The organism is Aliiroseovarius marinus (assembly GCF_050881025.1).
Lineage (GTDB): Bacteria > Pseudomonadota > Alphaproteobacteria > Rhodobacterales > Rhodobacteraceae > Aliiroseovarius > Aliiroseovarius marinus_A.
This window is the reverse complement of record NZ_JBNNXQ010000001.1, coordinates 92,930-114,973: the sequence shown is the minus strand read 5'-3', so window position 1 is coordinate 114,973 and position 22,044 is coordinate 92,930. Positions and strand designations below refer to the sequence as shown.

19 protein-coding genes and 2 tRNA genes are annotated in these 22,044 nt (G+C 61.3%); 10 read left to right on the top strand and 11 right to left on the bottom strand.

What is annotated here, in order from left to right:
- Positions 1-16 precede the first annotated feature (16 nt).
- The gene (locus ACRY08_RS00485) at positions 17-397 is read left to right on the top strand and encodes a hypothetical protein (protein ID WP_432447848.1); all 381 of its coding nucleotides are present in this window, start codon (positions 17-19) and stop codon (positions 395-397) included.
- A gap of 92 nt (positions 398-489) precedes the next feature.
- On the opposite strand, the gene ACRY08_RS00480 is transcribed toward ACRY08_RS00485, so the two are convergent.
- The 8 genes from ACRY08_RS00480 to ACRY08_RS00445 form a co-directional block, all read right to left on the bottom strand.
- Positions 490-564, bottom strand: a tRNA-Glu gene (locus tag ACRY08_RS00480).
- 99 nt (positions 565-663) lie between these two features.
- Positions 664-2,154 carry a DUF4403 family protein gene (locus tag ACRY08_RS00475; RefSeq protein WP_432447847.1) on the bottom strand — a complete coding sequence of 497 codons (1,491 nt, stop codon included), beginning with the start codon at positions 2,152-2,154 and terminating at the stop codon, positions 664-666.
- Positions 2,155-2,281: 127 nt separating this feature from the next.
- Positions 2,282-2,356: transfer RNA gene (locus ACRY08_RS00470), tRNA-Glu, on the bottom strand.
- An 88-nt stretch (positions 2,357-2,444) separates the two neighbouring features.
- Entirely contained in the window at positions 2,445-4,193 is a 1,749-nt protein-coding gene (recJ, locus tag ACRY08_RS00465) for a single-stranded-DNA-specific exonuclease RecJ (RefSeq protein ID WP_432447846.1), read from the bottom strand.
- Positions 4,190-4,741, bottom strand: a complete 552-nt coding sequence (locus ACRY08_RS00460; protein WP_432447845.1) for a cysteine hydrolase family protein — start codon at positions 4,739-4,741, stop codon at positions 4,190-4,192. The genes recJ and ACRY08_RS00460 overlap by 4 nt, the downstream gene beginning before the upstream one ends.
- Positions 4,741-5,712, bottom strand: coding sequence for a class II fructose-bisphosphatase (glpX, locus tag ACRY08_RS00455; RefSeq protein WP_432447844.1), 972 nt, complete (start codon positions 5,710-5,712; stop codon positions 4,741-4,743). Before glpX ends, ACRY08_RS00460 begins: the two co-directional genes overlap by 1 nt.
- Before the next feature lie 108 nt (positions 5,713-5,820).
- Entirely contained in the window at positions 5,821-7,113 is a 1,293-nt protein-coding gene (locus ACRY08_RS00450; RefSeq protein ID WP_432447843.1) for a homoserine dehydrogenase, read from the bottom strand.
- A gap of 102 nt (positions 7,114-7,215) precedes the next feature.
- The gene (locus ACRY08_RS00445; protein WP_432447842.1) at positions 7,216-7,512 is read right to left on the bottom strand and encodes a hypothetical protein; all 297 of its coding nucleotides are present in this window, start codon (positions 7,510-7,512) and stop codon (positions 7,216-7,218) included.
- Positions 7,513-7,647: 135 nt separating this feature from the next.
- Here ACRY08_RS00445 and ACRY08_RS00440 point away from each other — a divergent pair, with 135 nt between their 5' ends.
- The 7 genes from ACRY08_RS00440 (at position 7,648) to ribD (ending at position 15,429) form a co-directional block, all read left to right on the top strand.
- Positions 7,648-8,235 (top strand): TetR/AcrR family transcriptional regulator, encoded by a 588-nt coding sequence (locus ACRY08_RS00440; RefSeq protein ID WP_432447841.1) that lies wholly within the window; start codon positions 7,648-7,650, stop codon positions 8,233-8,235.
- 39 nt (positions 8,236-8,274) lie between these two features.
- The gene (gene dnaG / locus ACRY08_RS00435; RefSeq protein WP_432447840.1) at positions 8,275-10,245 is read left to right on the top strand and encodes a DNA primase; all 1,971 of its coding nucleotides are present in this window, start codon (positions 8,275-8,277) and stop codon (positions 10,243-10,245) included.
- Between the two features lie 177 nt (positions 10,246-10,422).
- The gene (gene rpoD, locus ACRY08_RS00430; RefSeq protein ID WP_432447839.1) at positions 10,423-12,402 is read left to right on the top strand and encodes an RNA polymerase sigma factor RpoD; all 1,980 of its coding nucleotides are present in this window, start codon (positions 10,423-10,425) and stop codon (positions 12,400-12,402) included.
- 46 nt (positions 12,403-12,448) lie between these two features.
- Positions 12,449-13,156 (top strand): hypothetical protein, encoded by a 708-nt coding sequence (locus ACRY08_RS00425; protein WP_432447838.1) that lies wholly within the window; start codon positions 12,449-12,451, stop codon positions 13,154-13,156.
- Positions 13,153-13,575, top strand: coding sequence for a secondary thiamine-phosphate synthase enzyme YjbQ (locus ACRY08_RS00420; RefSeq protein ID WP_432447837.1), 423 nt, complete (start codon positions 13,153-13,155; stop codon positions 13,573-13,575). The genes ACRY08_RS00425 and ACRY08_RS00420 overlap by 4 nt, the downstream gene beginning before the upstream one ends.
- A 267-nt stretch (positions 13,576-13,842) precedes the next feature.
- Complete coding sequence (gene nrdR, locus ACRY08_RS00415; RefSeq protein ID WP_432447836.1) at positions 13,843-14,313, top strand: transcriptional regulator NrdR; 471 nt, start codon at positions 13,843-13,845, stop codon at positions 14,311-14,313.
- A gap of 42 nt (positions 14,314-14,355) precedes the next feature.
- Positions 14,356-15,429 carry a bifunctional diaminohydroxyphosphoribosylaminopyrimidine deaminase/5-amino-6-(5-phosphoribosylamino)uracil reductase RibD gene (gene ribD / locus ACRY08_RS00410; protein WP_432447835.1) on the top strand — a complete coding sequence of 358 codons (1,074 nt, stop codon included), beginning with the start codon at positions 14,356-14,358 and terminating at the stop codon, positions 15,427-15,429.
- 7 nt (positions 15,430-15,436) lie between these two features.
- Here the strand turns inward: ribD and ACRY08_RS00405 are convergent, their stop codons facing one another.
- The 3 genes from ACRY08_RS00405 to ACRY08_RS00395 all read right to left on the bottom strand — a co-directional run bounded on the left by ACRY08_RS00405 (position 15,437) and on the right by ACRY08_RS00395 (position 20,061).
- Positions 15,437-17,482, bottom strand: a complete 2,046-nt coding sequence (locus ACRY08_RS00405) for a capsular polysaccharide biosynthesis protein (protein ID WP_432447834.1) — start codon at positions 17,480-17,482, stop codon at positions 15,437-15,439.
- A 28-nt stretch (positions 17,483-17,510) separates the two neighbouring features.
- A complete protein-coding gene (locus ACRY08_RS00400; RefSeq protein ID WP_432447833.1) occupies positions 17,511-18,653 on the bottom strand; it encodes a polysaccharide biosynthesis/export family protein in 1,143 nt (380 codons plus the stop codon).
- A 103-nt stretch (positions 18,654-18,756) separates the two neighbouring features.
- A complete protein-coding gene (locus tag ACRY08_RS00395; protein WP_432447832.1) occupies positions 18,757-20,061 on the bottom strand; it encodes a capsule biosynthesis protein in 1,305 nt (434 codons plus the stop codon).
- Positions 20,062-20,267: 206 nt separating this feature from the next.
- Between ACRY08_RS00395 and ACRY08_RS00390 the strand changes: the two genes are divergently transcribed.
- Together ACRY08_RS00390 and ACRY08_RS00385 are read left to right on the top strand one after the other, a co-directional pair.
- Entirely contained in the window at positions 20,268-20,861 is a 594-nt protein-coding gene (locus ACRY08_RS00390) for a riboflavin synthase (protein WP_432447831.1), read from the top strand.
- Positions 20,862-20,943: 82 nt separating this feature from the next.
- Positions 20,944-21,909, top strand: a complete 966-nt coding sequence (locus ACRY08_RS00385) for an MBL fold metallo-hydrolase (protein ID WP_432447830.1) — start codon at positions 20,944-20,946, stop codon at positions 21,907-21,909.
- The last annotated feature ends 135 nt before the right edge of the window (positions 21,910-22,044 follow it).

Here is a 22,044-nt window from a genome sequence, read left to right as displayed (position 1 = left end):
GTCTAAAGCGTGTTCCATGTCTGATTTTGCTTTGTCGATTTTCCACAAGATGCCTGCTTTCGCTGGGTTGCTCTTTGGCATGGCGATTGGGGCCACGGCTCAACCGGCTGTCGAGACCGCGGATATCATCCAGTCCATCATCGGCCGGACCATGCAAAATGATCATGTCAGCGAAGCGGTCATTTACGCAGATGGCACGCTGGAGGGGGTCTTTAACGGCATCGCCTTTGCAGGCACGTGGACGCTGGATCAGGGGCAATATTGCCGTGAATTTACCCGCGGCCTGTCAGGCGCCCCCGCCTGCATGTCGGTTGAAGCTATTCGCAACGATGCCGGAACCATTACCGAGATCGTTTTTCACGGCGCGGGCGGTCGTTCGGAGTTTACCCTTAAATAAATCGCGACACGCATCGCGCCATACACTTCGCAGCGGCCCATCTGCCGGTTCGAAGGCGTTGCACCGGTTTAATCATCTGCTTTTGGGAAAAGTGGCAGCCCGTAGGGGAATCGAACCCCTCTTTCCAGGTTGAAAACCTGGCGTCCTAACCGATAGACGAACGGGCCACGCTGTTGGTAGGCGGCTTCTTAGGCGAGCCGTTTTGCAAGCGCAAGAGGAGAAAGTGAAGAATTCTGAATTTCCATCGTCTCGCGGCGCTGCTGAGTTCAAAACTGCGGCACAAAGGTCACCTGCGCGTCTCGAGTGGTGGTCGTTCCGGTTAAGGTGAACCCAAGGCCGTTTTGATCTGGGGTCAGCGCCGTCAGATTGATGTCAGCGTCGTTGAAGTCCACCTTGAACCCATCATAGCGCATATCCTGGGCCAGGCGCCGCAGGGCCTCTTTGGCCGAGGTTTCGGTTTCAGCTTTGGCCGTCGACAAATCCGCATGCACATGGGTTTCCACAAGCTCTTCCAAGCGGCCTTTTAGCAACCATTTGGCAGAGCGCAGCAACAGGCTGTCGCTGTCCTGCGACAGGCGCACATTGTTCAGTGTCAGTTTGTTGTCCGTCAGGTTTGGTGTGGCGGTGAAGGTCAACTCACCTTCGAAGGCCTGCCCAAATAGCACCCGGCTGATCCACCCTTTCGAGGCAGACAAACCCAGCCTGATCGATAGCGTCCCATCCTCTGAACCGCCAAGGTCGGCGTGGGACAGGGTCATGTTGAACGCGCCCGAACCACGAGGCCAGGTCAGCGGGCTGTGCACGAGTTCCGAGGTCGCAATGTCGCTGATCCTGTCCCAGCTGGCAAAAACGGGCAGGCGCAGCTGGATGCCACCGGACTTGATCTCATCGATAAAATGCAACGGCGCAACCTTGCTGCGCGCGGGGCGATCGGGGCGTTCGGGGGTCAGAACCCCAGAGGCGTCAAAACACAGGTTCAACCCCAATCGCAATTCATTTTCTTTCGAATCTACAAAGGGTTGGACCGCTTCAAACTGAACCGGCCGTGTCACGATCCAGCCGGGAGCCTCGCCCCTGACTTCAATCACCTTATGGGCATCGTTCCAAAGATCCTGCGCCTCTTTGCGCAGAAACTGGTCTTTTGGCATGTCGCGGTTAAGCTTGGCCAGCAGCCTGTTGATCTGGTTTTGTACCTTTGGTTGCAGAAACTGGCGAAAGGACAGGTTCCCAAGCTTGGCGATCCTGGCGTCTGCTTGGGTGATGCGCACCGAGGCGACCGCCTGAGGGGCCAGACGCCAGTCTTCAAACAAGATGGGCCGGGCATCCGTGACCACTTGGGCCTCGAGCCGGCCGGATTGGCTGATCGGGATATTGGCCGGGGCCACCTGGTTCAGCAGCGCGCCAACCGTGCCGCCTATAACCTGCAGGCCACCGGTCAGTTTGACATTTCCGCGGATGTTGGCCGCGGCGATCAACCCGCCATTGCCATTTGCGCGCAGCACGATGTCAGATCGTCGCGCCGCCCAGCTGAGCGTGTCATTCACCAGACGCCCCGGAACGGGATCTTGTTCAACGCCGGTCATCACCTCGTCCACCGCAGCGTTCAGCTGTGTTTGCAGTGCGGGCAGGGGGATCGACAGGGGCAAGCGGATATAGGAATGGCGTGCAGGATCGCAGTTTTGCGCGCTGGTCGCTTGGGGGGGCAGAGCAGACAGGGTCAACAGGGTCAGGCACAGAAAGCGTCTACGGATCATCATAGCCCTCGGGCGTTTTTTTCAACAGGCGCGATGGTGCGGGGATTTTTGCCCGATCGCAAGGGTGCAGGTGAACACCCTTCAGTTCCCAGTCAAGAACGTCACGCAAAATTGGAAATATGGGGAAAAGTGGCAGCCCGTAGGGGAATCGAACCCCTCTTTCCAGGTTGAAAACCTGGCGTCCTAACCGATAGACGAACGGGCCACGCTGTGGTGAGGGGTTTCTAAGTCAAAGCCATTGTCCGCGCAAGAGGGATTTTGACTTTTTTACTTTGTCAATTATTTGAACCTTTTCAGGCCCTTGCGGCGTCTTCCAGCCGAAGTTGCGGGCTGACACGTCCCTGCCATTGATTGATTTCGAGTCGACCCGCCAAATGGAACCGCGCGCCCCCATGGTTCTGTAGAGCTTCGCCCATCGGGCCATCAAATGCGCCAAAGGCAATCGCGTCGATCCGCGTGCCCAATCCATCCCCGAATGTGACCTTCAGGTGGTTCTGCCCAACGCGTTTGGCAAAGAGGATCTGCACCTCGGGAAAGGCAAATCGCGGGGCAGGGGCCGAGGCACCAAACGGACCTGCGGTTTCCAGCGTCTCGATCAGTTCAACCGTGGCGGCGGGCGGCATCAGCATGCCGTCCAGTTTCAGGTCAGCCGCACCCAGCTCGCCCGCGCCCTGTTTTGCCATCAGCTCGGAAAGCCGTGCCATGGCGGGCTCCAGCTGATCACGTGTCAGGCTGAGACCCGCGGCCATTTTGTGCCCGCCGCCTTTTGTGATTGCCTCTTCAGCGGCCAGCTTCTGGATCGCCGCACCAAGGTCGATACCAGAAACGGACCGGCCCGATCCTTTTCCGTCGTCGCCGTCAAAACCGATCACGATGGCGGGGCGGTTGGTCGCCTCTTTCAGGCGGCTTGCGACAATGCCCACAACGCCCGGATGCCAGCCATCGCCGGCCGCCCAGACCAAGGGGGCATCCAGCCCGCGCGCCTCGGCCTGTTCCAGCGCCATCTCTTGTACGCGGGCTTCGATTTCGCGCCGTTCCCCGTTGAGTTCGTTGAGTTTTTCTGCAATCGCCCCTGCTTCATGCGGGTCGCGTGTGGACAGAAGGCGTGCCCCCAGATCGGCTTTGCCGATCCGCCCGCCCGCATTCACGCGCGGCCCCATCAGGTAGCCCAGATGGTAGGCGCGGGGCGCTTCGTTCAACCCGGCCACATCGGCCAGAGCCACCATGCCGGGGCGGGTGCGGCGCGCCATGATCTTCAGGCCTTGGCGCACCAACGCCCGGTTGGCGCCGATCAGGGGTGCGACATCCGCCACGGTTCCAAGGGCCACGATGTCGAGCATGCTGATCAGATCAGGACCGCTTCGCCCCGCCTCGCGCAGGATGCGGCCCAGTTCGACCAGCAAAAGGAAGACAACCCCCGCTGCGCAAAGGTAATCCGGTCCGTCCATCTCGTCTTGCCGGTTGGGGTTCACCACGGCGTTGGCCTCGGGCAGGGTCTCGCCGCCCAGATGGTGATCCAGCACCACCACATCCGCCCCTTTGGCCCGCGCCGCCGCGATGGGATCGAAGCTGAGCGTGCCGCAATCCACGCAGATGATCAGTCTGTGGTCCGCCGCCAGTTTTTCCATCGCGGGGGTGTTGGGACCGTAGCCTTCGGCGATCCGGTCGGGGATATAGAGCGTAACCTCTTGGGAGAAATGGCGAAACCAGTCGATCAGCAGCGTGGCTGAGGTGGCCCCATCCACGTCGTAGTCGGCAAAGATGGCGACTTTTTCGCGCTTGTCCAGCGCGGCCAGAACCCGTGTGGCGGCGACCTCCATATCTTTCAGCCCACGCGGGTCGGGCAGAAGATCGCGCAAGGTCGGGTCCAGAAACCCTGCTGCCTCATGGGCTGGCACACCGCGCCGGGCCAGTAGTTTGCACAGGGGCGCGGGCAGGGTGGTTTGCTGTGCCAAGGCCTCGGCCGCGCGGTCGATTTCTGTCGAAGGGCCGACCCAGCGCCGCCCGGTCAGAGAGGTCTCGACCCCCAGAAATGCGCTCATGACAGCACCTGTCTGGTCGAGGTGACATGGGCAAACTCGCCATTGAGCTGGTCCAGTGCTGCGCGGTGTATATCCTCGGCGGTGGGCGCATCCCCCGCGCGCCAGCTGGCATCTGCGTTCATCGTGAAGGCCGCACAGGCGTCATGTACCAGCGTGACCTGAAAGCCCAGATTGGCGGCCATGCGCGTGGTGGTGGACACGCAGTGCGGCGTGGTCAGCCCGCAAATGGTCAGGGCCGTTGCGCCCGTGGCGCGCAGGCGTGTCTCGAGATCGGTGCCAATGAACGCAGAGTTTACGGATTTGGTCAGCACGGGTTCCCCGGTCCGAGGCGCAACGCAGGCTTTGATAGAGGGCCGCCCACCATCGGGGTTCAGCGGGCTGCCCGGCGTCACGGACAGGTGCTGAATGTGAAAGACGGGCGCGTTTTGCGCCCGCCAATGAGTCAAAAGCCGGGCGGCGTTGGCCTCGGCATCCATGTTGTTGCGCGCGCCCCAAAAAGGGTCGTCAAACCCGTCCTGAATGTCGATCAGGAGGAGCGCCTGCGCCATCAGCCAGCAGCTACCGGGTTACGGTAGATCATGCGGCGTACAGAGCCGGTTTTCGAACGCATCAGCAGCGTTTCGGTGGTCAGGAAACCCGGTTCACGCTTGATGCCCGAGACGATCGAGCCATCGGTCACGCCGGTGGCCGCAAAGATCACGTCGGCGGTGACCATTTCGTCGCGGGTATAGATGCGGTCCAGATCGGTGATGCCCGCCTTGGCCGCGCGGCCGCGTTCGTCATCATTGCGGAAGGTCAGCTGACCCCACATCTGGCCGCCCATGCATTTCAGCGCGGACGCCGCCAACACGCCCTCAGGCGCGCCACCGCGGCCCATATACATGTCGATGCCGGTGATCTCGGCTTCGGCGCAGTGGATCACACCCGCCACGTCGCCATCGGTGATCAGGCGGATCGCCGCCCCGGTTGAGCGGATGCCGGCGATCATTTCCTCGTGACGCGGGCGTTCCAGCACACAGACGGTGATGTCAGAGGCGTCGCAGCCCTTGGCCTTGGCCAGCGCCTGAACGCGTTCGGCAGGCGACATGTCCAGGCTGACCACGTCTTTGTCATAGCCCGGCCCGATGGCCAGCTTTTCCATGTAAACGTCAGGTGCGTGCAACAGCGTGCCGCGCGGGGCCATGGCGATCACGGTCAGCGCGTTGGGCATGTCCTTGGCGGTCAGCGTGGTGCCTTCCAGCGGGTCCAGCGCGATGTCCACGGCGGGGCCATCGCCCGATCCGACCTCTTCGCCGATATACAGCATGGGCGCTTCGTCGCGTTCCCCTTCGCCGATGACCACGGTGCCCTGAATGTCCAGAAGGTTCAGCTGGTCGCGCATGGCGTTCACGGCGGCCTGATCGGCGGCTTTTTCGTCGCCGCGCCCAATCAGGGTGGCGCTGGCCATGGCGGCGGCCTCGGAGACACGGGCCAGACCCAGCGAAAGCATGCGGTCGGCGAAAACGACTTTATCGGCCATAGGGGCAATCCTTACTGTCTTTGTTTGCCTGACGTTTAGACACCGCATGCAAAAGGGGCAAGAGGTTTACCCCCTTGCCCCCATTAAAAGCGGTGCTGACGCTGAGGGTCAGACTTCTTCGATGCGAATGGCGACCGGATCGCCATCGACCACGCCTGTGGCGGCGAAACCGCTGATGGCTGCGTCCAACGCATCGCGGGTGCATTTGTGGGTGACCACCAGCACGGGGGCGAGCTTTTCATTGTGGCTGGTCTGGCGCATCCGGTTGATCGAGATGCCCGCATCCCCCAGCACCGCGGCGACTTTCGCCATGGCGCCGGGCTTGTCCAGAAGCGACATGCGCAAGTAATAAGGCGCTGGTTTCATTGCTTTCACGCCGGTGACAGGGCGCAGCGTCTCGGCGGGTTGGCCGAAGGTGGGAATGCGGATGCCGCGCGCCAGATCCATCACATCGCCCATGACGGCGCTGGCGGTGGGGCCTTCGCCCGCGCCGGGACCACGCAGCACGACCTGCTCAACCGCATCGCCTTCCACGACCACCATATTGGTGCCGCCCTCCAGTTGGCCCAGCGGCGAGCTGTCGGGCACCAGGCAGGGGGTCATGCGTTGCTCCAGCCCGCGCCCGGTCATCTGGGCCACGCCCAAAAGTTTGATGCGAAAGCCCATTTCTGCTGCGGTTTCAATATCTTCCAGCTGGATGCGCTGGATGCCTTCCAGATCAACCGCGTCGAAATTGACCTGCGTGCCAAAGGCGATGGAGGACAGGATCGACAGTTTGTGACCGGCATCAATGCCGCCCACGTCAAGGTTGGGATCGGCCTCCAGATAACCCAGCTCGGCGCATTCCTCGAACAGCGCGTTATAGCCGCGCCCGGTCGCCTGCATCTGGGTCAGGATATAGTTGCAGGTGCCGTTCATCACGCCCATCACGCGGGTAATCTCATTGCCTGCCAGCCCCTCCATCAGGGATTTGATGATCGGGATGCCGCCCGCCACGGCGGCTTCATAGCGCAGGCAGACACTTGCGGCCTCGGCGGCCAGTGCCAGTTCCTGCCCGTGATGGGCCAAAAGCGCCTTGTTGGCGGTCACGATGTCCTTGCCGGTGGCAATGGCGGCCTCGCAGGCGTCTTTCGCCGGGCCTTCATGGCCGCCCATCAGTTCGACGAACAGGTCCACGTCCTCACGTTTGGCCAGCGCAACAGGATCATCTTCCCAAGCGTAGCCCGACAGGTCCACGCCGCGATCCTTGTCTTTCGAGCGGGCCGAAACGGCGGTGATGACCACTGGGCGGCCAGCGCGCGCTTCCAAGACGGCGGCTTGACGGCGGATGATCTTGACCACGCCGATACCGACGGTGCCAAGGCCTGCAATCCCAAGGCGCAGGGGGGCTTTGTCACTCATGTCAGTCTCCGTCGGCTGTGGTTGCGTCCCGCGAGGCATATCCAATGGCGCGGGGCTGTGCAATCCGCTGGGTGCGGTGGGCGGCGATTTTCTGGCGGGTGGTTACTCTGCAGGGACCTGCGGATCGGCGGCGTTCAGTTCGGCCTTGTCGTCTGGGGCCACCACGCTTTGGTTGCGCAGGGCAGCCGCACGCGCACGCAGGGCCGCTGCGCGGTTGGCCAGCGCATCGGTGTTCTCAGACGCGGTTTCCACCGGCACTTGCGCGGTGATCTGGCTGGTGGGCACGATCTGCGGGAAGGGTGTGTCCGCGGACAGGTTATCTGCGAAATCCGGCGGGCTGGAACATCCGGCCAGCGCCAGTCCCAACAGGCCGGTGCAGATCAACAGGGGGCGGGCCATGCGGGAACCTTTGCGAAATCAGGGCGTTGGGCGCAGCATATCCGGGCCTGCCCAGACGGGCAAGCCGCCCTTTCATTGTTGATAAGACGCAGCGAAACGCTTGGATTTGAACGTTTGTTCAGTTAAGCCCGACTTATGGCTCGTAAAACCGGATCACACAGCGAAATCACCGGCCCGCGTGTTCGCGACGCGGCGCTGACGCTTTTTGCGCGTCACGGGTTTGCGGCTGTCTCGATGCGCCAGATCGCGGGCGAGGTCGGCGTGCAGGCAGGCGCGCTTTATCTTTACACCAAGGACAAGCAGAGCCTGCTTTTTGACCTGATGCGCAGCCATATGGAAGAGCTTCTGGCCGCTTGGGATGTGGAACCGAAGGGCGCAGGCGCGTTGGATGCGCTGGAGGCGTTTTCGCGCTTTCACATCCGCTTTCACTTGGAACGCCCCGATGCGGTGTTCATCGCCTATATGGAACTGCGCAACCTGACACCCGACAACTTCGCCGCCATTGAAAGCCTGCGCCGCCAGTATGAGGCCGAGCTGGAGGCGATCCTGCGCGCGGGCCAGCAGGAAGGCGTGATCGCCGTGACCGATATTCGCCTGAGCACCATGGCGGTGATTGCCATGCTGACCGGGGTGAACACATGGTACCGTGAAGGCGGCCGCCTGTCGCGCGAAGCGGTGGCGGATCGCTATTGGGACATGGTGCGCGGTGCGGTGGGTGCCTGAGCGCTGGACATTCCGCCCGCACGGCCCAATATATATCCCATGTCTCTGCCACCCGGATTTCTTGATGAGCTGCGCACCCGCCTGAGCATGAGCCAGGTTGCCGGGCGCAAGGTCATGTGGGATCAGCGCAAATCCAATCAGGCCAAGGGTGACATGTGGGCACCATGCCCCTTCCATCAGGAAAAAACCGCGTCTTTTCATGTGGATGACCGAAAGGGGTTCTATTATTGCTTTGGCTGTCACGCCAAGGGCGACGCCATTTCCTTTGTGCGCGAGACGGAAAATGTCAGCTTCATGGAAGCGGTTGAAATTCTGGCAGGCGAGGCCGGAATGCAGATGCCCGCGCGCGACCCGAAGGCACAGGAAAAGGCTGATCGGCGCACGCAATTGGCCGAAGTGATGGAAATGGCCGTCAGCCATTTTCGCCTGATGCTGAAAACCGGCGCGGGGGCCGAGGCGCGTGACTACCTGACCCGGCGCGGATTAGACGATGCCGCGCTGGATCGTTGGGATATCGGCTTTGCGCCGGACGCGTGGCAGGGGCTGTGGGATCATCTCAAGGCCAAGGGGGTCGAGGATGACCTGATCCTTGGCGCAGGTTTGGCCAAGCCCAGCCAGAAGGGTGGCAAACCCTATGACACGTTCCGCGGGCGCATCATCTTCCCGATCCGCGATGCACGCGGGCGGGCGATTGCCTTTGGCGGGCGGGCGATGGACCCGAATGACAATGCCAAGTATTTGAATTCGCCCGAAACTGACCTCTTCGACAAGGGGCGCAGCCTTTACAATCACGGGCCTGCACGCGAGGCGGCAGGCAAGGGCGCACCTTTGATTGTGGCCGAGGGCTACATGGATGTGATTGCGCTCTCCGAGGCCGGGTTTGGCGCCACCGTCGCCCCCCTTGGCACCGCGATCACCGAAGACCAGCTGCGCCTTTTGTGGCGCATTGCGCCCGAACCGATCATCGCGCTGGACGGCGACAAAGCGGGGCTGCGCGCGGCGATGCGGGTGATCGACAACGCCCTGCCGCTCTTGGAGGCCGGTCAAAGCCTGCGTTTCGCCATCATGCCCGAGGGCAAGGACCCGGATGACCTTCTGAAGGAAAGCGGGCCCGAGGCGATGCAGGCGCTGATTGATGGTGCTCAGCCCATGGTGGACCTGCTGTGGCAGCGCGAAACCGAAGGCAAGGTCTTTGACAGCCCCGAACGCAAGGCCGCGCTTGATAAGGACCTGCGCACCGCCATTGCGCGCATTCAGGACCCGTCCATTCGCAACCATTATGGGCAGGCGATCAAAGACAAGCGGTGGGAGCTGTTTCGCGCCCGTCCGCAGGGATCTAAAGGGCAGGGCGGGCAGAAACGTGCCTGGCAGCCCGGCAAGGGGGGCGGCTGGCAACAAACGCCACCCGTGCTGGCATCGACCAAAACCTCGCTTCTGGCCAGTGCCGATGATCGCGCGCAGGAAGCGCTGCGCGAGGCGGTCATTCTGGCCATTCTGATCCGCCGCCCGGATATGCTTGATCAGGTGGAAAGCCGGATGGAACGGATTGAAATGGTCGGACCGGGCCATGGCGACTTGCAGCAATTGCTTTTGCGCCATGCCCATGACGGAGCAGCCGTTCTGGCCGATCAGATCGAGGCCCGAATTGGCGCGCAGGCCCTTGAAAAGCTCTTTGCGCTCAACCATGTGCGCATTACCCCCGCGATCCGGGCTGATGACGACGACGAGATTGTTTCGGCCTGCTTGACCGAGGAACTGACAAAGCTGGAAGCCCTGCGCGGTGCCCGGCGTGAAGTGATCGATGCCGAGGCTGACATGAACGCCCTGCCTGACGAAGGGGTGACATGGCGGTTGGGGCAGGCGGCAGAAGCCCGCAACAAGGCGCTGCGCAGCCAGACCGAGGATAAAGCAACCTATGAGGTGGCCGATAATGGCTCGCTTCTGAACCGCGAAGAACGCGACGCGCTGGATGCGCTTTTGGCCCAGATCGACCCCAAGAAGGGCACTTAAAACACCATGGGGCGCTGCATCTGTCACCTGCTTGCAAAGCGCCCCTAAAGAAATCACGTTACACGGGTTGGCGAATCACTGATTCGGACCGATGATTCGTCCAACCCGAATCACTTTGCGGATCGGCACGCAGGGGGACGCCCCGCCGACACCCGCCCCTTTGTGCAAGGAGAGCCCATGGCCGCCAAGGACACCGCCACCGACCGCAAGGACGACCAAGACGCCGAGCCGATGGCCGATATGAGCCAGACCGCCGTCAAAAAGATGATCGCCGAGGCGCGCGAGCGTGGCTACATCACCTATGACCAGCTCAACCAGGTGCTGCCGCCCGATCAGGTCAGTTCCGAGCAGATCGAAGACGTGATGTCGATGCTGTCAGAGATGGGCATCAACATCATCGAAGACGAAGAGGCGGAAGACGAAGAGAAGGGCTCGACCGAGCTGGTGGCGAAGAACGCCGGCGGTGAAGTGACCGTTGCCACGGCCGAGACCGAGAAACTGGACCGCACCGACGACCCCGTGCGCATGTATCTGCGCGAAATGGGATCGGTCGAACTTCTGTCGCGCGAAGGCGAGATCGCGATTGCCAAGCGGATCGAAGCCGGGCGCAACACGATGATCGCCGGGCTGTGTGAAAGCCCGCTGACCTTTCAGGCGATCACCATCTGGCGCGACGAACTTCTGAACGAAGACATTCTTCTGCGCGACGTGATCGACCTGGACGCCACCTTTGGCAATCAGCTGGATGACGACGACGAAGAAGAAGAGGTCACCCCCGCTGCCGGAGGTGCCGCGCCCGAGAAGAAGGAAAAAGAGCAAGAGCTCGACGCGGATGGCAACCCCATCAACAATGATGACGACGATGATGACGAGGACGAGGCCGCCAACATGTCGCTGGCCGCGATGGAGGCAGCGCTGAAGCCGCGCGTGCTGGAAACCCTCGAACTGATCGCGCGCGACTATGAACAGCTGTCGGAAATGCAGGATCTGCGCATGTCCGCGACCCTGAACGAGGATGACAGCTTCTCGAAGAAAGAAGAGGGCGCCTATCAGAAGCTGCGCTCGGAGATTGTCGAGCTGGTGAACGAGCTACACCTGCACAACAACCGTATTGAGGCGCTGGTTGACCAGCTTTACGGCATCAACCGCCGCATCATGTCGATTGATAGCTCGATGGTGAAACTGGCCGATCAGGCGCGCATCAACCGCCGTGAATTTGTCGAAGCCTACCGGGGCCGCGAGCTGGACCCCACATGGCTGGACGAGATGGGCGAAAAGACCGGGCGCGCGTGGCAGGCGTTCATCGAGAAGTCGACCGACAAGGTCGAAAAGCTGCGCGGCGACATGGCGCAAGTGGGTCAATATGTCGGCGTCGACATCCCGGAATTCCGCCGCATCGTGCAGCAGGTTCAGAAGGGCGAAAAAGAGGCGCGTCAGGCCAAGAAAGAAATGGTCGAAGCCAACCTGCGTCTGGTGATCTCGATTGCCAAGAAATACACGAACCGCGGGCTGCAATTCCTTGATCTTATTCAGGAAGGGAACATCGGCCTGATGAAGGCGGTGGATAAGTTTGAATACCGCCGGGGCTATAAATTCTCGACCTATGCGACCTGGTGGATTCGTCAGGCCATCACCCGCTCGATCGCGGATCAGGCACGCACCATCCGTATTCCGGTGCATATGATCGAAACGATCAACAAGCTGGTGCGCACAGGCCGCCAGATGCTGCACGAGATCGGCCGCGAGCCGACGCCGGAAGAGCTGGCCGAAAAGCTGCAAATGCCGCTTGAGAAGGTGCGCAAGGTGATGAAAATCGCCAAGGAGCCGATTTCCTTGGAAACGCCGATTGGCGACGAAGAAGACAGCCAGCTGGGTGACTTCATCGAGGATAAGAACGCGGTTCTACCGTTGGATTCTGCCATTCAGGAAAACCTGAAAGAGACCACGACACGGGTTCTGGCCTCTCTCACCCCGCGCGAAGAACGCGTGCTGCGCATGCGCTTTGGCATCGGCATGAACACCGACCACACGCTGGAAGAGGTGGGCCAACAGTTCTCGGTCACCCGCGAACGTATCCGCCAGATCGAAGCGAAAGCTTTGCGGAAGCTGAAACACCCCAGCCGAAGCCGCAAACTGCGCAGTTTCCTGGATCAGTAGCTTAGAGCGCCCCCGCAAGGGGGCGTTTTTTGTTTTGGAGTGATTTATGCAAAATAGATATGTCGGAGATGTGGGGGATTTCGCCAAGTATTCCTTTCTGAACGCCATGTCAGAAGGTCGTCAGTTGGGTGTGGCTTGGTATCTGTTCCCAGACGAGGCCCACAATGGTGATGGGAGCCACATCTCTTATCTTGAACGCGCCGATGAGTGGCGTTCCAAAGATCCGCAGGTTTTTGATGCCTTGCGCGCAATTGTAAACTCTGGCGAAAGGTCTGTGTCTGGGTTGCAAAACAGCGGTGCCCTACAGGCTGCGGTGTATGCGGATGAAGTTTTGGATTTTACGAGCGCCAGCCACACTAGGCGGGAGCAGTGGCGTAGGGAGTGGTTTGCCCGAACCGCTGACAGGTTAAAACACTGTGATCTCGTTTTCTGTGATCCTGACAACGGCCTTTATCCCGATCGCCGCTACAAACACTGCAACAAGCAGATGTGGAAACGGCAACCTCTTGAAGAAGCCGTGTTCCTTTCGGCAGGCCGCCCAGCCGTTTTCTATCACCACAACACGAGGTTCGTTGGAGGGCATGAGGCTGAAATTCGCCATTGGATGCAACAGCTTGTTGCATCCTTTGCTGTGAGGGCCCGTGCATTTTCCAGCCGTACTTTCTTTGTGGTGAATGCTGATGAGGGTATGCGTAGAAGAGCGGAGGTTTGGTGTAAGAGATTTGGCCCGAAATATGAGCTTCACCACCCATGACCACCTTCACCATCTCCACCACCGGCCAGGGTTTTTACGAATTCACCCGTGACGTGACCCGCTTTGTCGAAGGGCAGGGCATCCAAATGGGGCTCTTGAACCTTTTCGTGCAGCACACCTCCTGTTCGCTGCTCATTCAGGAAAACGCTGATCCCGAGGTGCAGGTGGACCTGCGTAACTTCTTTCACCGTCTGGTGCCGCCCACCACCGACCCCAGCATGTCCTATTTGACCCATACCTATGAGGGGCCGGATGATATGCCTGCCCATATCAAATCGGCGATGATGCCGGTGAGCCTCACAATTCCGATCCAAAACGGACGTTTGGCGCTGGGGACATGGCAAGGAATTTACCTTTTCGAACATCGCGATGCGCCACATCGTAGAAACGTGGTCGCGACGCTGCTGCCCGCCCGTTAAGGCGTTTCGAGCTGGGCCTGACGCAGTCTGCCGTGTATCACTTGCGCCCTTGACGTGTCTTGCCGCGTTTCGGCTTTCCCCGTCTCAGGTTCGGGCCGCAAAGCTTTAGGGGGAGTAAATGCGCAACATTCCCCCTAGACTTGTCCGTTTCCGTATCTAGCGGCGCGCTTTTTCCACTACACAAGACCTAGCGGCTCGCCTATAGTGCCTGTGGATAAGTGGGCAAAGACCCACGGGATGAGGCACAAAGAATGAAAGGGATCGCCCATGCGCTGTCCGTTTTGCGGTAATATTGACACTCAGGTGAAAGACAGTCGTCCGGCCGAGGACCATGTGGCCATTCGCCGCCGGCGGTTCTGCCCGGCTTGCGGGGGGCGGTTTACCACCTATGAGCGCGTGCAATTGCGCGATCTTGTGGTGATCAAATCCAATGGCCGCCGCGAGGATTTTGACCGCGAAAAACTGGAACGCTCGATCCGTATTTCGATGCAGAAACGCCCGGTCGAACCGGATCGCATCGACCAGATGATCTCGGGCATCGTGCGGCGCTTGGAAAGCATGGGCGAGACGGACATACAGTCCAAGACCATCGGTGAGATCGTGATGGAAAGTCTGGCCCGGATCGACACCGTGGCTTACGTGCGATTTGCCAGCGTTTACAAGAACTTCCAGGCAGCGGACGACTTTGACAAATTTGTCAGCGAGTTGCGCCCGGATATCGCTCCTGAAGAAGACTAAGCGGGTTTGGGCATGCCTGTGTCAGGCCCAGATCTGCGCTACATGAAACTGGCCCTTTCGCTTGCGCGGCGGGGTTTTGGCCGTGTCTGGCCCAACCCGGCCGTGGGCTGCGTTATCGTGAAAGAGGGGCGTATCGTCGGGCGTGGCTGGACCCAGCCGGGCGGGCGGCCCCATGCGGAACCCATGGCGCTGGCGCAGGCGGGTGCTTTGGCGCAAGGGGCGGATGTCTATGTCACGCTGGAGCCCTGTGCCCATATCGGAAAAACACCGCCCTGTGCGCTGGCGCTGATCGATGCGGGTGTGGCCCGCGTGGTCTGTGCTTTGGGCGACCCCGACCCGCGCGTGGATGGGGGTGGGTTTCAGATGCTGCGCGCGGCCGGGATCAAGGTCGACACTGGTCTGTGCGAGGATGAAGCCCGCGCCGATCAGTCAGGCTTCCTGACCCGCGTGACCAAGGGACGCCCGATGGTGACCCTGAAGCTCGCCGGGTCGTTTGATGGGCGCATTGCGACCGCCAGTGGCGAAAGCCAGTGGATCACCGGGCCCGAGGCTCGTCGTCACGTGCACGCCATGCGCGCGCGTCATGATGCGGTGATGGTGGGCGCGGGCACGGTGCGTGCGGATGATCCGTCCCTGACGGTGCGAGGATTGGGCATGTCCCATCAGCCCGTACGTGTGATCTTGTCACGTCATCTGGACCTGCCACTGGACTCTGGGCTGGCGCGCACGGCGCGCGAGGTGCCGGTCTGGATTTGCCATGGTCGCCGGGCTGCGCCAGAGCTTGTCTCGGCTTGGGCAGGGCTCGGCGCTGAGATGATCGAGGTGGAGGAGGCTGGCGGCGCGCTGGACCCGGTATCGGTGCTGCAGGCCTTGGGGGCGCGCGGTTTGACGCGGGTCTATTGCGAAGGCGGCGGTGCGGTGGCTGCGTCGTTCCTGACGGCGCGCATGGTGGATGAGCTTGTGGGCTATACCGCAGGTCTGGCCATCGGGGCCGAAGGGCGCCCGTCGCTGGCGGCGATGGGGCTGGGGCGTCTGGCCGAGGCACCTCGGTTCGATCTGGTGGAGTGCCGCGCCATTGGCGCTGATATCCTGCATCACTGGCGAGCGCGAAACTGACCGCCACCTAGCGCCACAAATAGGCGTAACTTGCGAAAATACCTTGTAATTTTGCCAACAGCCGCGTGGACCTGCGTGCCTTGGGCAGTTCGCCATCTGCCAGCCGTGTCACGGTGACCTCGACCGTGCAAGCGGTGCCTGTAACCGGGTCATAATAGCGCGGGTAATCAATCAGGGTTGCATGGGTCAGCGCGACCAGATCGGGCCGGGCCGTGCGGCGCGCGGGCACGCTGCCCAGATCCTGCGTCAGCCCCCAACCGGCATAGAAGGGCGTGCCCAGACAGGTCACCGGCAGGCCGCGCAACAGCGCCTCGAAGCCAAGGGTCGAGGTCATCGTCCAGACCGCATCTACATGGGCCAAAAGCGCGATTGGGTCGGTGCTGTCGGCCACAAGATCGGCGTGGCGCAACGCATCAACACGGTCGATCTTTCCGTCCCTCAGCCCGGCTTCCACATCCGGGTGCGGTTTGTAGAGGATCACCGCCTCCGGGTTGGCCTCCCGCACCGCTTTGAGCAGCCCCAGATTGGTGCAGATAGCCTGCGTGCCCAGCCGGATTGAGGCGTCATCTTCCACCTGACCCGGCACCAGAATGCGGTTGCCCGCCGGCAGAGTGTCCAGCCCCTCAGGCAAGGCGCGGTCCAGATTGTATTTGCCCAAGCCCGCCCCGGTGATCGCCGCAATCAGCCGCTCAGCGCGCAGGCGGGCAGAGGGGGGCAGGGTGGTGGCGTCAGCAATCAATCTCTCCAACCGGCTTTCGCGGGTCGGGTCGTAATAGATGCCCAGATCATCGCGCACCAGCGACAGGGGCGCGACCAGTTCGGCCCCTAGCCCGCGCGAGCGCAAAAACCCGTCTTCGATGCGCAAAGGCGCGCGGTGCAGGCTGTGATCTTCGGTCTCTTTTCCCGCCCAGACCATCAGCGGGCGGTCAAGCGTGTTGGCCCCGTCGGCGGCCCGCGTGGCGTGATCGTCAAAGACCATGGCCGTGTCTGCGCGGAAGAAATCTGCCAGCGGGCGACGTTTCCACAGGCGCATGCCCGAGGCCACATAGCCTTGGTGATCTTCGCGCCAGGCGCGCGCGCGCGCCTCCAGCGTGTCCAGCACGGTCTCGATCTGGCACAGCTGATCGCGATAGGGGTCGTACCAGGTCGGATAGAGGATCATCGCGCCGGCAAAGAGCTGTGCGCGGGTCAGGGCGCGGCCCCGGCGATTGACCGGGCGCGCGTCTTGCGTCAGCCCCCAGCCCGCATAGAAAGGCGTGCCGAACACATGGGGTTTATGGCCTGCCAGAATGGCCTCGAACCCCATGCCCGAGGACACGGTGTAGACGGCCTGCGCGCCCTCAAGCAGCGCCCATGGGCTGACAGGATCGGTGATCAGGCTGACCTGATCGTTTTCATCTTCGGGGCCGAAATGACCCATGCGGTGCCCGGCCTGGCTTTCAGGGTGGGACTTGATCACGATACGCGCGTGCGGGTGGGCCAGACGGGCCTCCACCAGCATGTCGCGGAACGTGCCTTCATTGGCACCAGCATGCACGATGGACGCATCGCCCACGGTCTGGTCTATCACCAGAACATAGCCCGGGTCAGGCACGGGCAGGGTGGGGTCAAAGGCGTTGTATTTTGACAGGTGAGCACTCTGCATGCGCGCCATGGCATCGCGCGCGCGGGTCAGCAAGTAACTGTCATCCAAGGGTGTTTCAGACAGGATCTGTTCCAGCCGAGACGGCGTCGCGGCGTCAAAATGCACGCCCATATCATCCAGCAAAAGCCCCAGCGGCGGCTCGCCTGATCGTCCCGGCAGGACCGAGCGCAGAAAGGCGTCTTCGACCCGCAGAACCGGGGCATCACGCCGGTCGGCCACGGTTTCACCGCGCCCCGATGTGGGGCTTTTGCCCCATGTGCCAACCCAGTCCCCGTCGCCGGGCAGGCCCACGCGAATGTCCCAGCCCGCAAGCTGCAGGATGCGCTTCACGCGCGTCTGGGTCAGAAAGCCGCCATTGTAAACGAAAACCCGCCGGGGCGCGGTGGGCGCTCCGGCGGGGTCTGTCATGTCTGGGCCATGCGCCATTGGGCGGGCCTTAGTTGGTCGATGTTCCGCTGAGCGACTGGTTCAGCGCCGAGATCGACCCGGCGGTCGACAGCGAGCCGGTCACTGCGGACAGAACCTTGGTCCACTGGACATAAGGCGCTTCGGTCACATAGACGGTGTCGCCGTCGCGGATCACGAAATCGCGCGCCATGAACATGCCGTTGGGCTCGGTCAGGTTCAGCACGTAAACCATCCGCTGTGCGCCCTGAAGATCGTTGCGACCCATCACGCTGTTGGCAATTTCAGCCGTTTCGTTGCGGAAGACAAAGACGCCGGTCGGGTCAGCCACGGCCGAGCTGAGCCCGCCCACTTGTGCAATCGCCTCCAGCGCGGACAGGGTTTGCGTGTCAAACCGCACGCGGTTTTGTGCACCCGTTGCGCCAAGGGCTGTGAAGGCGCGGGTGTCTTCTTCGACCAGAATGCGGTCGCCGCCACGCAGTGCGATATCGGTTTCGGGGTGTTTGAACAGGTCCTGGAACCAGATCTCGCCGGTTTTGGTGCCACGGATCACGCGGATTTTGGCGATCTCAGGCGCGATGGACACGCCGCCGGCCTTGGCCAGCATTGCGTTCAGCGTGCGGGTGGGGCGTTCGATGGGATAGACGCCCTGACCACCTACTGATCCGGTGATGGTCACGGTCGACCCGTCGCCTGCCAGACGACGCACCATGACCTGCGGGTCGGGGGTCTGTTCGGCCAGTTTCTTGGTGATCACGCGGCGGATGGCTTCGGGCGAGTTGCCCGAGGCTTTCACCCGGCCAGCGTAGGGGATGAAAATGTAGCCCGCGCCGTCAACCTGCACCTCTTCCAAACCGGCAGGCGCGCCTGCTGTGGTCAGGATGCCGTCTTCGACGTTTTCCCAGATCGAGATGCCAAGCACGTCACCCGGGCGGATCGTGTCCGACCCGATCACGGCGGCGTTCTGGAATTCCTGGCTGAAGCCAAGCGCAGGCACGACAGCGGTGGCGCGGGTCACGCGGTCATTCACCGCAATGACGAAAGCATCGCCTTTTTGCTGCACCGAGCCTGCATAAATTTCGCTTTTATTTGGTCCGACACGCGGCAAACCACATGCGCTTACGCTTGCAACAAGCGCAAACAGGGCCGCCTTGCGGACCCAGCTTTTACCCATGATTTTCACTGCTCGGGCTCCTTTTTGGAGTGCTGCCTCGATTTATTTTTTTATGAATCTACGCGGGAAGGTGGAAAAAATCCAGCATTTCCTATGGGGTGAGCTATTTCACGACGCGCAACTGTTGCCGTGGTGCCGCTGTGCCCTGCTTGAGCGCCTCATAGGGGTCATCATGGGTCAGCATCATGTCAACCACCTGCCTGAGCAACTGACGCCGTCCGCGGGACGAATAAAACCCGCCCACAACCTGGCTGGTTTCCAGAAGAAAGTGACGATAGTCGCGATAGGCGCGATTGTCCGGGCGGGTTGGCAGAGCAAAGAAGTCAGCCAAAGGCTGGGTCGACACGAATTCAGGTTTGGCGAACACCGCATCGCCGAAAACCTTCAGGGGCAGGCCACGCCACAGCACTTGTTGGGCGGCCGTGGAGTTTACCGTGATGGCAGAGCGGGCATGGTCCAGAAGCTTTGCCAACTTGCCGCCGCGCACATAATGCACGCGGCCTTCGACGCCATGTTCGCGCGCCAGACGCCGGATTTCGCGGCGCAGGGGCACGCGACCGTCTTCCAGCGGATGGGCCTTGAACACAAGGTGATGGTGGGGGGCGGCGCCCTGTTTGAACCCTTCGATGGCAAGGGCCAGAAAGTCGGTCATGCTGTCAAAGGGGCTGTGCTTTTGGAAACTTGAATCATGTTCCAGCTGCAAAAGCGCCAGATGGTAAGGAAAGCCGCCATATTTGATGCGCAACGTGGCGATGATCCGGTCCAGTGCCAGCATTGGCATCAGGACAAGCCGTTGAATATAAAGCTGAAACTCTTTTCTGACCGACAGAGCACGGTGAGGTTTGAAATTGGCATAGCGCCCGTTTCGAAACATCACAAACCAATGATACAGCGCGCCGTAGAAGACATGGTGACGCATGTCGCCCCAATGGGCCGGGGCCTCGGGGATATCAAGTTCGGCATTGGCCAGCGTGTCCTGCATGTCGGGCACGCTCATCTGCATCAGGCGTGAATGGCCGTTTGAGCCTTCGCGTTCATAGGTGACCCAATAAGGGCGCAGATAGCCCTCTTCGAAGACATGCACGCCAAGCCCCTGCGCCTGCGCGATTTTCACCGCCTGGGCATGGATCGGGCGCGTGTCCCCATAAAGCACGATGTCGGTGATGTCATAGGTGTCGATCAACTCGGCAAAGCGATCTGGCCAGACTTCTTGGGGTTCGGTGAAGGGGATAAAGCGGTCGCGGTCACGCCAGAAGACTTGGTCGCCGGCATTGAATCCCACGCGCCAGACCTCTGCCCCGGCACGGGTCAGCATTTTTCCAAGACGGGAAAAGAAGGGCCCATGTGGGCCTTGCAGGAAGAGGAACCGGCGGTTCTGTCCTGTGATTTGTCCTGAAATACTGCTCATACTGGTCTGCTTTATGGCCCCGTGATCTGGGGCATTATCCCTTCATAGCGTTTAAGTTTCCGAAACAAAACGGGTTCGATACCGGGAATATTCCCCCGTAACGGCAGAATTAAGGCAATTTGGGGCCAAGAGCATGTGCATTCTGCGGGCTTGGCATTGGCCGGGCTTGGGGCTAGGTCTTGGGAATAAGACGCAGGAGAGAAGCCATGTTTACCGGGATCATCACAGATGTAGGGCGCATCAAAGCGCTGGAGCAAGCGGGTGACATGCGCGCGCGCATCACGACGGGATATGACACGGCGGGCATTGATATCGGGGCGTCCATCGCTTCTGATGGGGTTTGTCTGACGGTCGTGGCCTTGGGCGATGACTGGTATGACGTTGATATCTCTGCCGAAACCGTTTCAAAAACCAATCTGGGCGACTGGGTGGTGGGGCGCCGGGTGAACCTTGAACGCGCATTGAAAGTGGGTGACGAGCTGGGCGGGCATATCGTGTCGGGCCATGTGGATGGCGTGGCCGAGATCACCGCGATGGAGGTCGAGGGCGACAGCACCCGCGTGCGGTTCCGCGCCCCGTCCGAGCTTGCACGTTTTATTGCCCCCAAAGGGTCGGTCGCGCTGAACGGCACCTCTTTGACGGTGAACGAGGTTGAGGGTGACGAATTTGGCGTGAACCTGATCTCGCACACGAAAGAGGTCACCGGCTGGGGGCAGGCCAAGGTGGGCGACCGGGTGAACCTCGAGATCGACACGCTGGCGCGCTACGTGGCGCGGTTGGCGGATTATGGACAGTCTTGATCGCTGTTTGGCGTGATCTCTGTTTGAAATATTCCGATATGGGCATATGATCCGGGAAACACCAATTTGACGGAGCTCGCCCATGTCCCTCATTCGCCCGACCCGCCGTGACCTTTTGCGCATGGCCGCTGTCGCGCCGGCATTTGCCATGCCCGCTGCGGCCCGCGCCATGCTGGGCGCGCCCTCTGCAGGTAATCCGGCGCATTTTTCCTTCACGCTGGGGCAGGCGCGGGTCACCATCGTGTCGGACGGCTATTTCACGCTGCCCTTTGGCGGGCAGGCGATCAACGCGCCCGAGGACGAGAAGCTGGCCTTCATGGCCGAGCACTATATCGACCCCGAAGTTGGCTATTCCCACACCAACCACATGTATATCGAGCTGGGCGAGGCGCGCGTGCTGGTCGATGTGGGATCGGGCACGCGCTGGTTTGACACGACGGGGCGCCTGATGGAGAACCTTGAGGCCGCCGGGATCGACCCGATGGGCATCACCCATGTGGCCATCACCCACGCGCACCCGGATCATATCTGGGGCGTGCGCGATGATTTCGACGAACCCATTATCCCTGATGCTGAATATGTGATGGGCGAGGGCGAACACGCTCATTGGCTGCAGGACGGTCTGGTGGACCGTGTGGCGCCTGAGGATCAGCAATTTGTGCTGGGGGCGGTGAACTCGATCAACACAGAAGGTTTGGAGTGGACACTCGCGGGCAATGATCACGAGATCGCGCCGGGCATCCGGCTGATCGACACGCCGGGCCACACGCCGGGTCATATGTCCGTGGCGGTGGAAAGCGATGGGCAGCAGCTCATTGCGCTGGGCGATTGCATGACGCACGCGATTTTGAACTTCGCACGTCCGGGTTGGTATTCGGGTCGTGACAGTGATGGCGCGCAGGTCGGTGCCACACGCAACCGCCTGTTGGATATGGCCGCAACAGACCGGATTGCCGTGCTTGGCTATCACTTCCCGTTCCCCGGCGTGGGTCATGTGCGCCGTGATGGCGATGCCTATCAATTCGTTCCGGCGCTCTGGCAGTTCTGAACGGTTGCCCAATGGCGTGGCTGCGCCACCCATGATGAGCTGCCCGGCCATGGGCCGGTCAGCCGCGGGCGCATGGCGCTGACGTTGGGGATTTTGCCGGGTTTGGACTGGCATTGATCGCGCGCCTGCGCTACT

Bases quoted from the DNA above. Each gene is read 5' to 3' on its own strand.
- ACRY08_RS00485 (WP_432447848.1), top strand. From the start codon at position 17: ATGTCTGATTTTGCTTTGTCGATTTTCCACAAGATGCCTGCTTTCGCT.
- ACRY08_RS00475 (WP_432447847.1), bottom strand. From the start codon at position 2,154: ATGATGATCCGTAGACGCTTTCTGTGCCTGACCCTGTTGACCCTGTCT.
- recJ (WP_432447846.1), bottom strand. From the start codon at position 4,193: ATGAGCGCATTTCTGGGGGTCGAGACCTCTCTGACCGGGCGGCGCTGG.
- ACRY08_RS00460 (WP_432447845.1), bottom strand. From the start codon at position 4,741: ATGGCGCAGGCGCTCCTCCTGATCGACATTCAGGACGGGTTTGACGAC.
- glpX (WP_432447844.1), bottom strand. From the start codon at position 5,712: ATGGCCGATAAAGTCGTTTTCGCCGACCGCATGCTTTCGCTGGGTCTG.
- ACRY08_RS00450 (WP_432447843.1), bottom strand. From the start codon at position 7,113: ATGAGTGACAAAGCCCCCCTGCGCCTTGGGATTGCAGGCCTTGGCACC.
- ACRY08_RS00445 (WP_432447842.1), bottom strand. From the start codon at position 7,512: ATGGCCCGCCCCCTGTTGATCTGCACCGGCCTGTTGGGACTGGCGCTG.
- ACRY08_RS00440 (WP_432447841.1), top strand. From the start codon at position 7,648: ATGGCTCGTAAAACCGGATCACACAGCGAAATCACCGGCCCGCGTGTT.
- dnaG (WP_432447840.1), top strand. From the start codon at position 8,275: ATGTCTCTGCCACCCGGATTTCTTGATGAGCTGCGCACCCGCCTGAGC.
- rpoD (WP_432447839.1), top strand. From the start codon at position 10,423: ATGGCCGCCAAGGACACCGCCACCGACCGCAAGGACGACCAAGACGCC.
- ACRY08_RS00425 (WP_432447838.1), top strand. From the start codon at position 12,449: ATGCAAAATAGATATGTCGGAGATGTGGGGGATTTCGCCAAGTATTCC.
- ACRY08_RS00420 (WP_432447837.1), top strand. From the start codon at position 13,153: ATGACCACCTTCACCATCTCCACCACCGGCCAGGGTTTTTACGAATTC.
- nrdR (WP_432447836.1), top strand. From the start codon at position 13,843: ATGCGCTGTCCGTTTTGCGGTAATATTGACACTCAGGTGAAAGACAGT.
- ribD (WP_432447835.1), top strand. From the start codon at position 14,356: ATGAAACTGGCCCTTTCGCTTGCGCGGCGGGGTTTTGGCCGTGTCTGG.
- ACRY08_RS00405 (WP_432447834.1), bottom strand. From the start codon at position 17,482: ATGACAGACCCCGCCGGAGCGCCCACCGCGCCCCGGCGGGTTTTCGTT.
- ACRY08_RS00400 (WP_432447833.1), bottom strand. From the start codon at position 18,653: ATGGGTAAAAGCTGGGTCCGCAAGGCGGCCCTGTTTGCGCTTGTTGCA.
- ACRY08_RS00395 (WP_432447832.1), bottom strand. From the start codon at position 20,061: ATGAGCAGTATTTCAGGACAAATCACAGGACAGAACCGCCGGTTCCTC.
- ACRY08_RS00390 (WP_432447831.1), top strand. From the start codon at position 20,268: ATGTTTACCGGGATCATCACAGATGTAGGGCGCATCAAAGCGCTGGAG.
- ACRY08_RS00385 (WP_432447830.1), top strand. From the start codon at position 20,944: ATGTCCCTCATTCGCCCGACCCGCCGTGACCTTTTGCGCATGGCCGCT.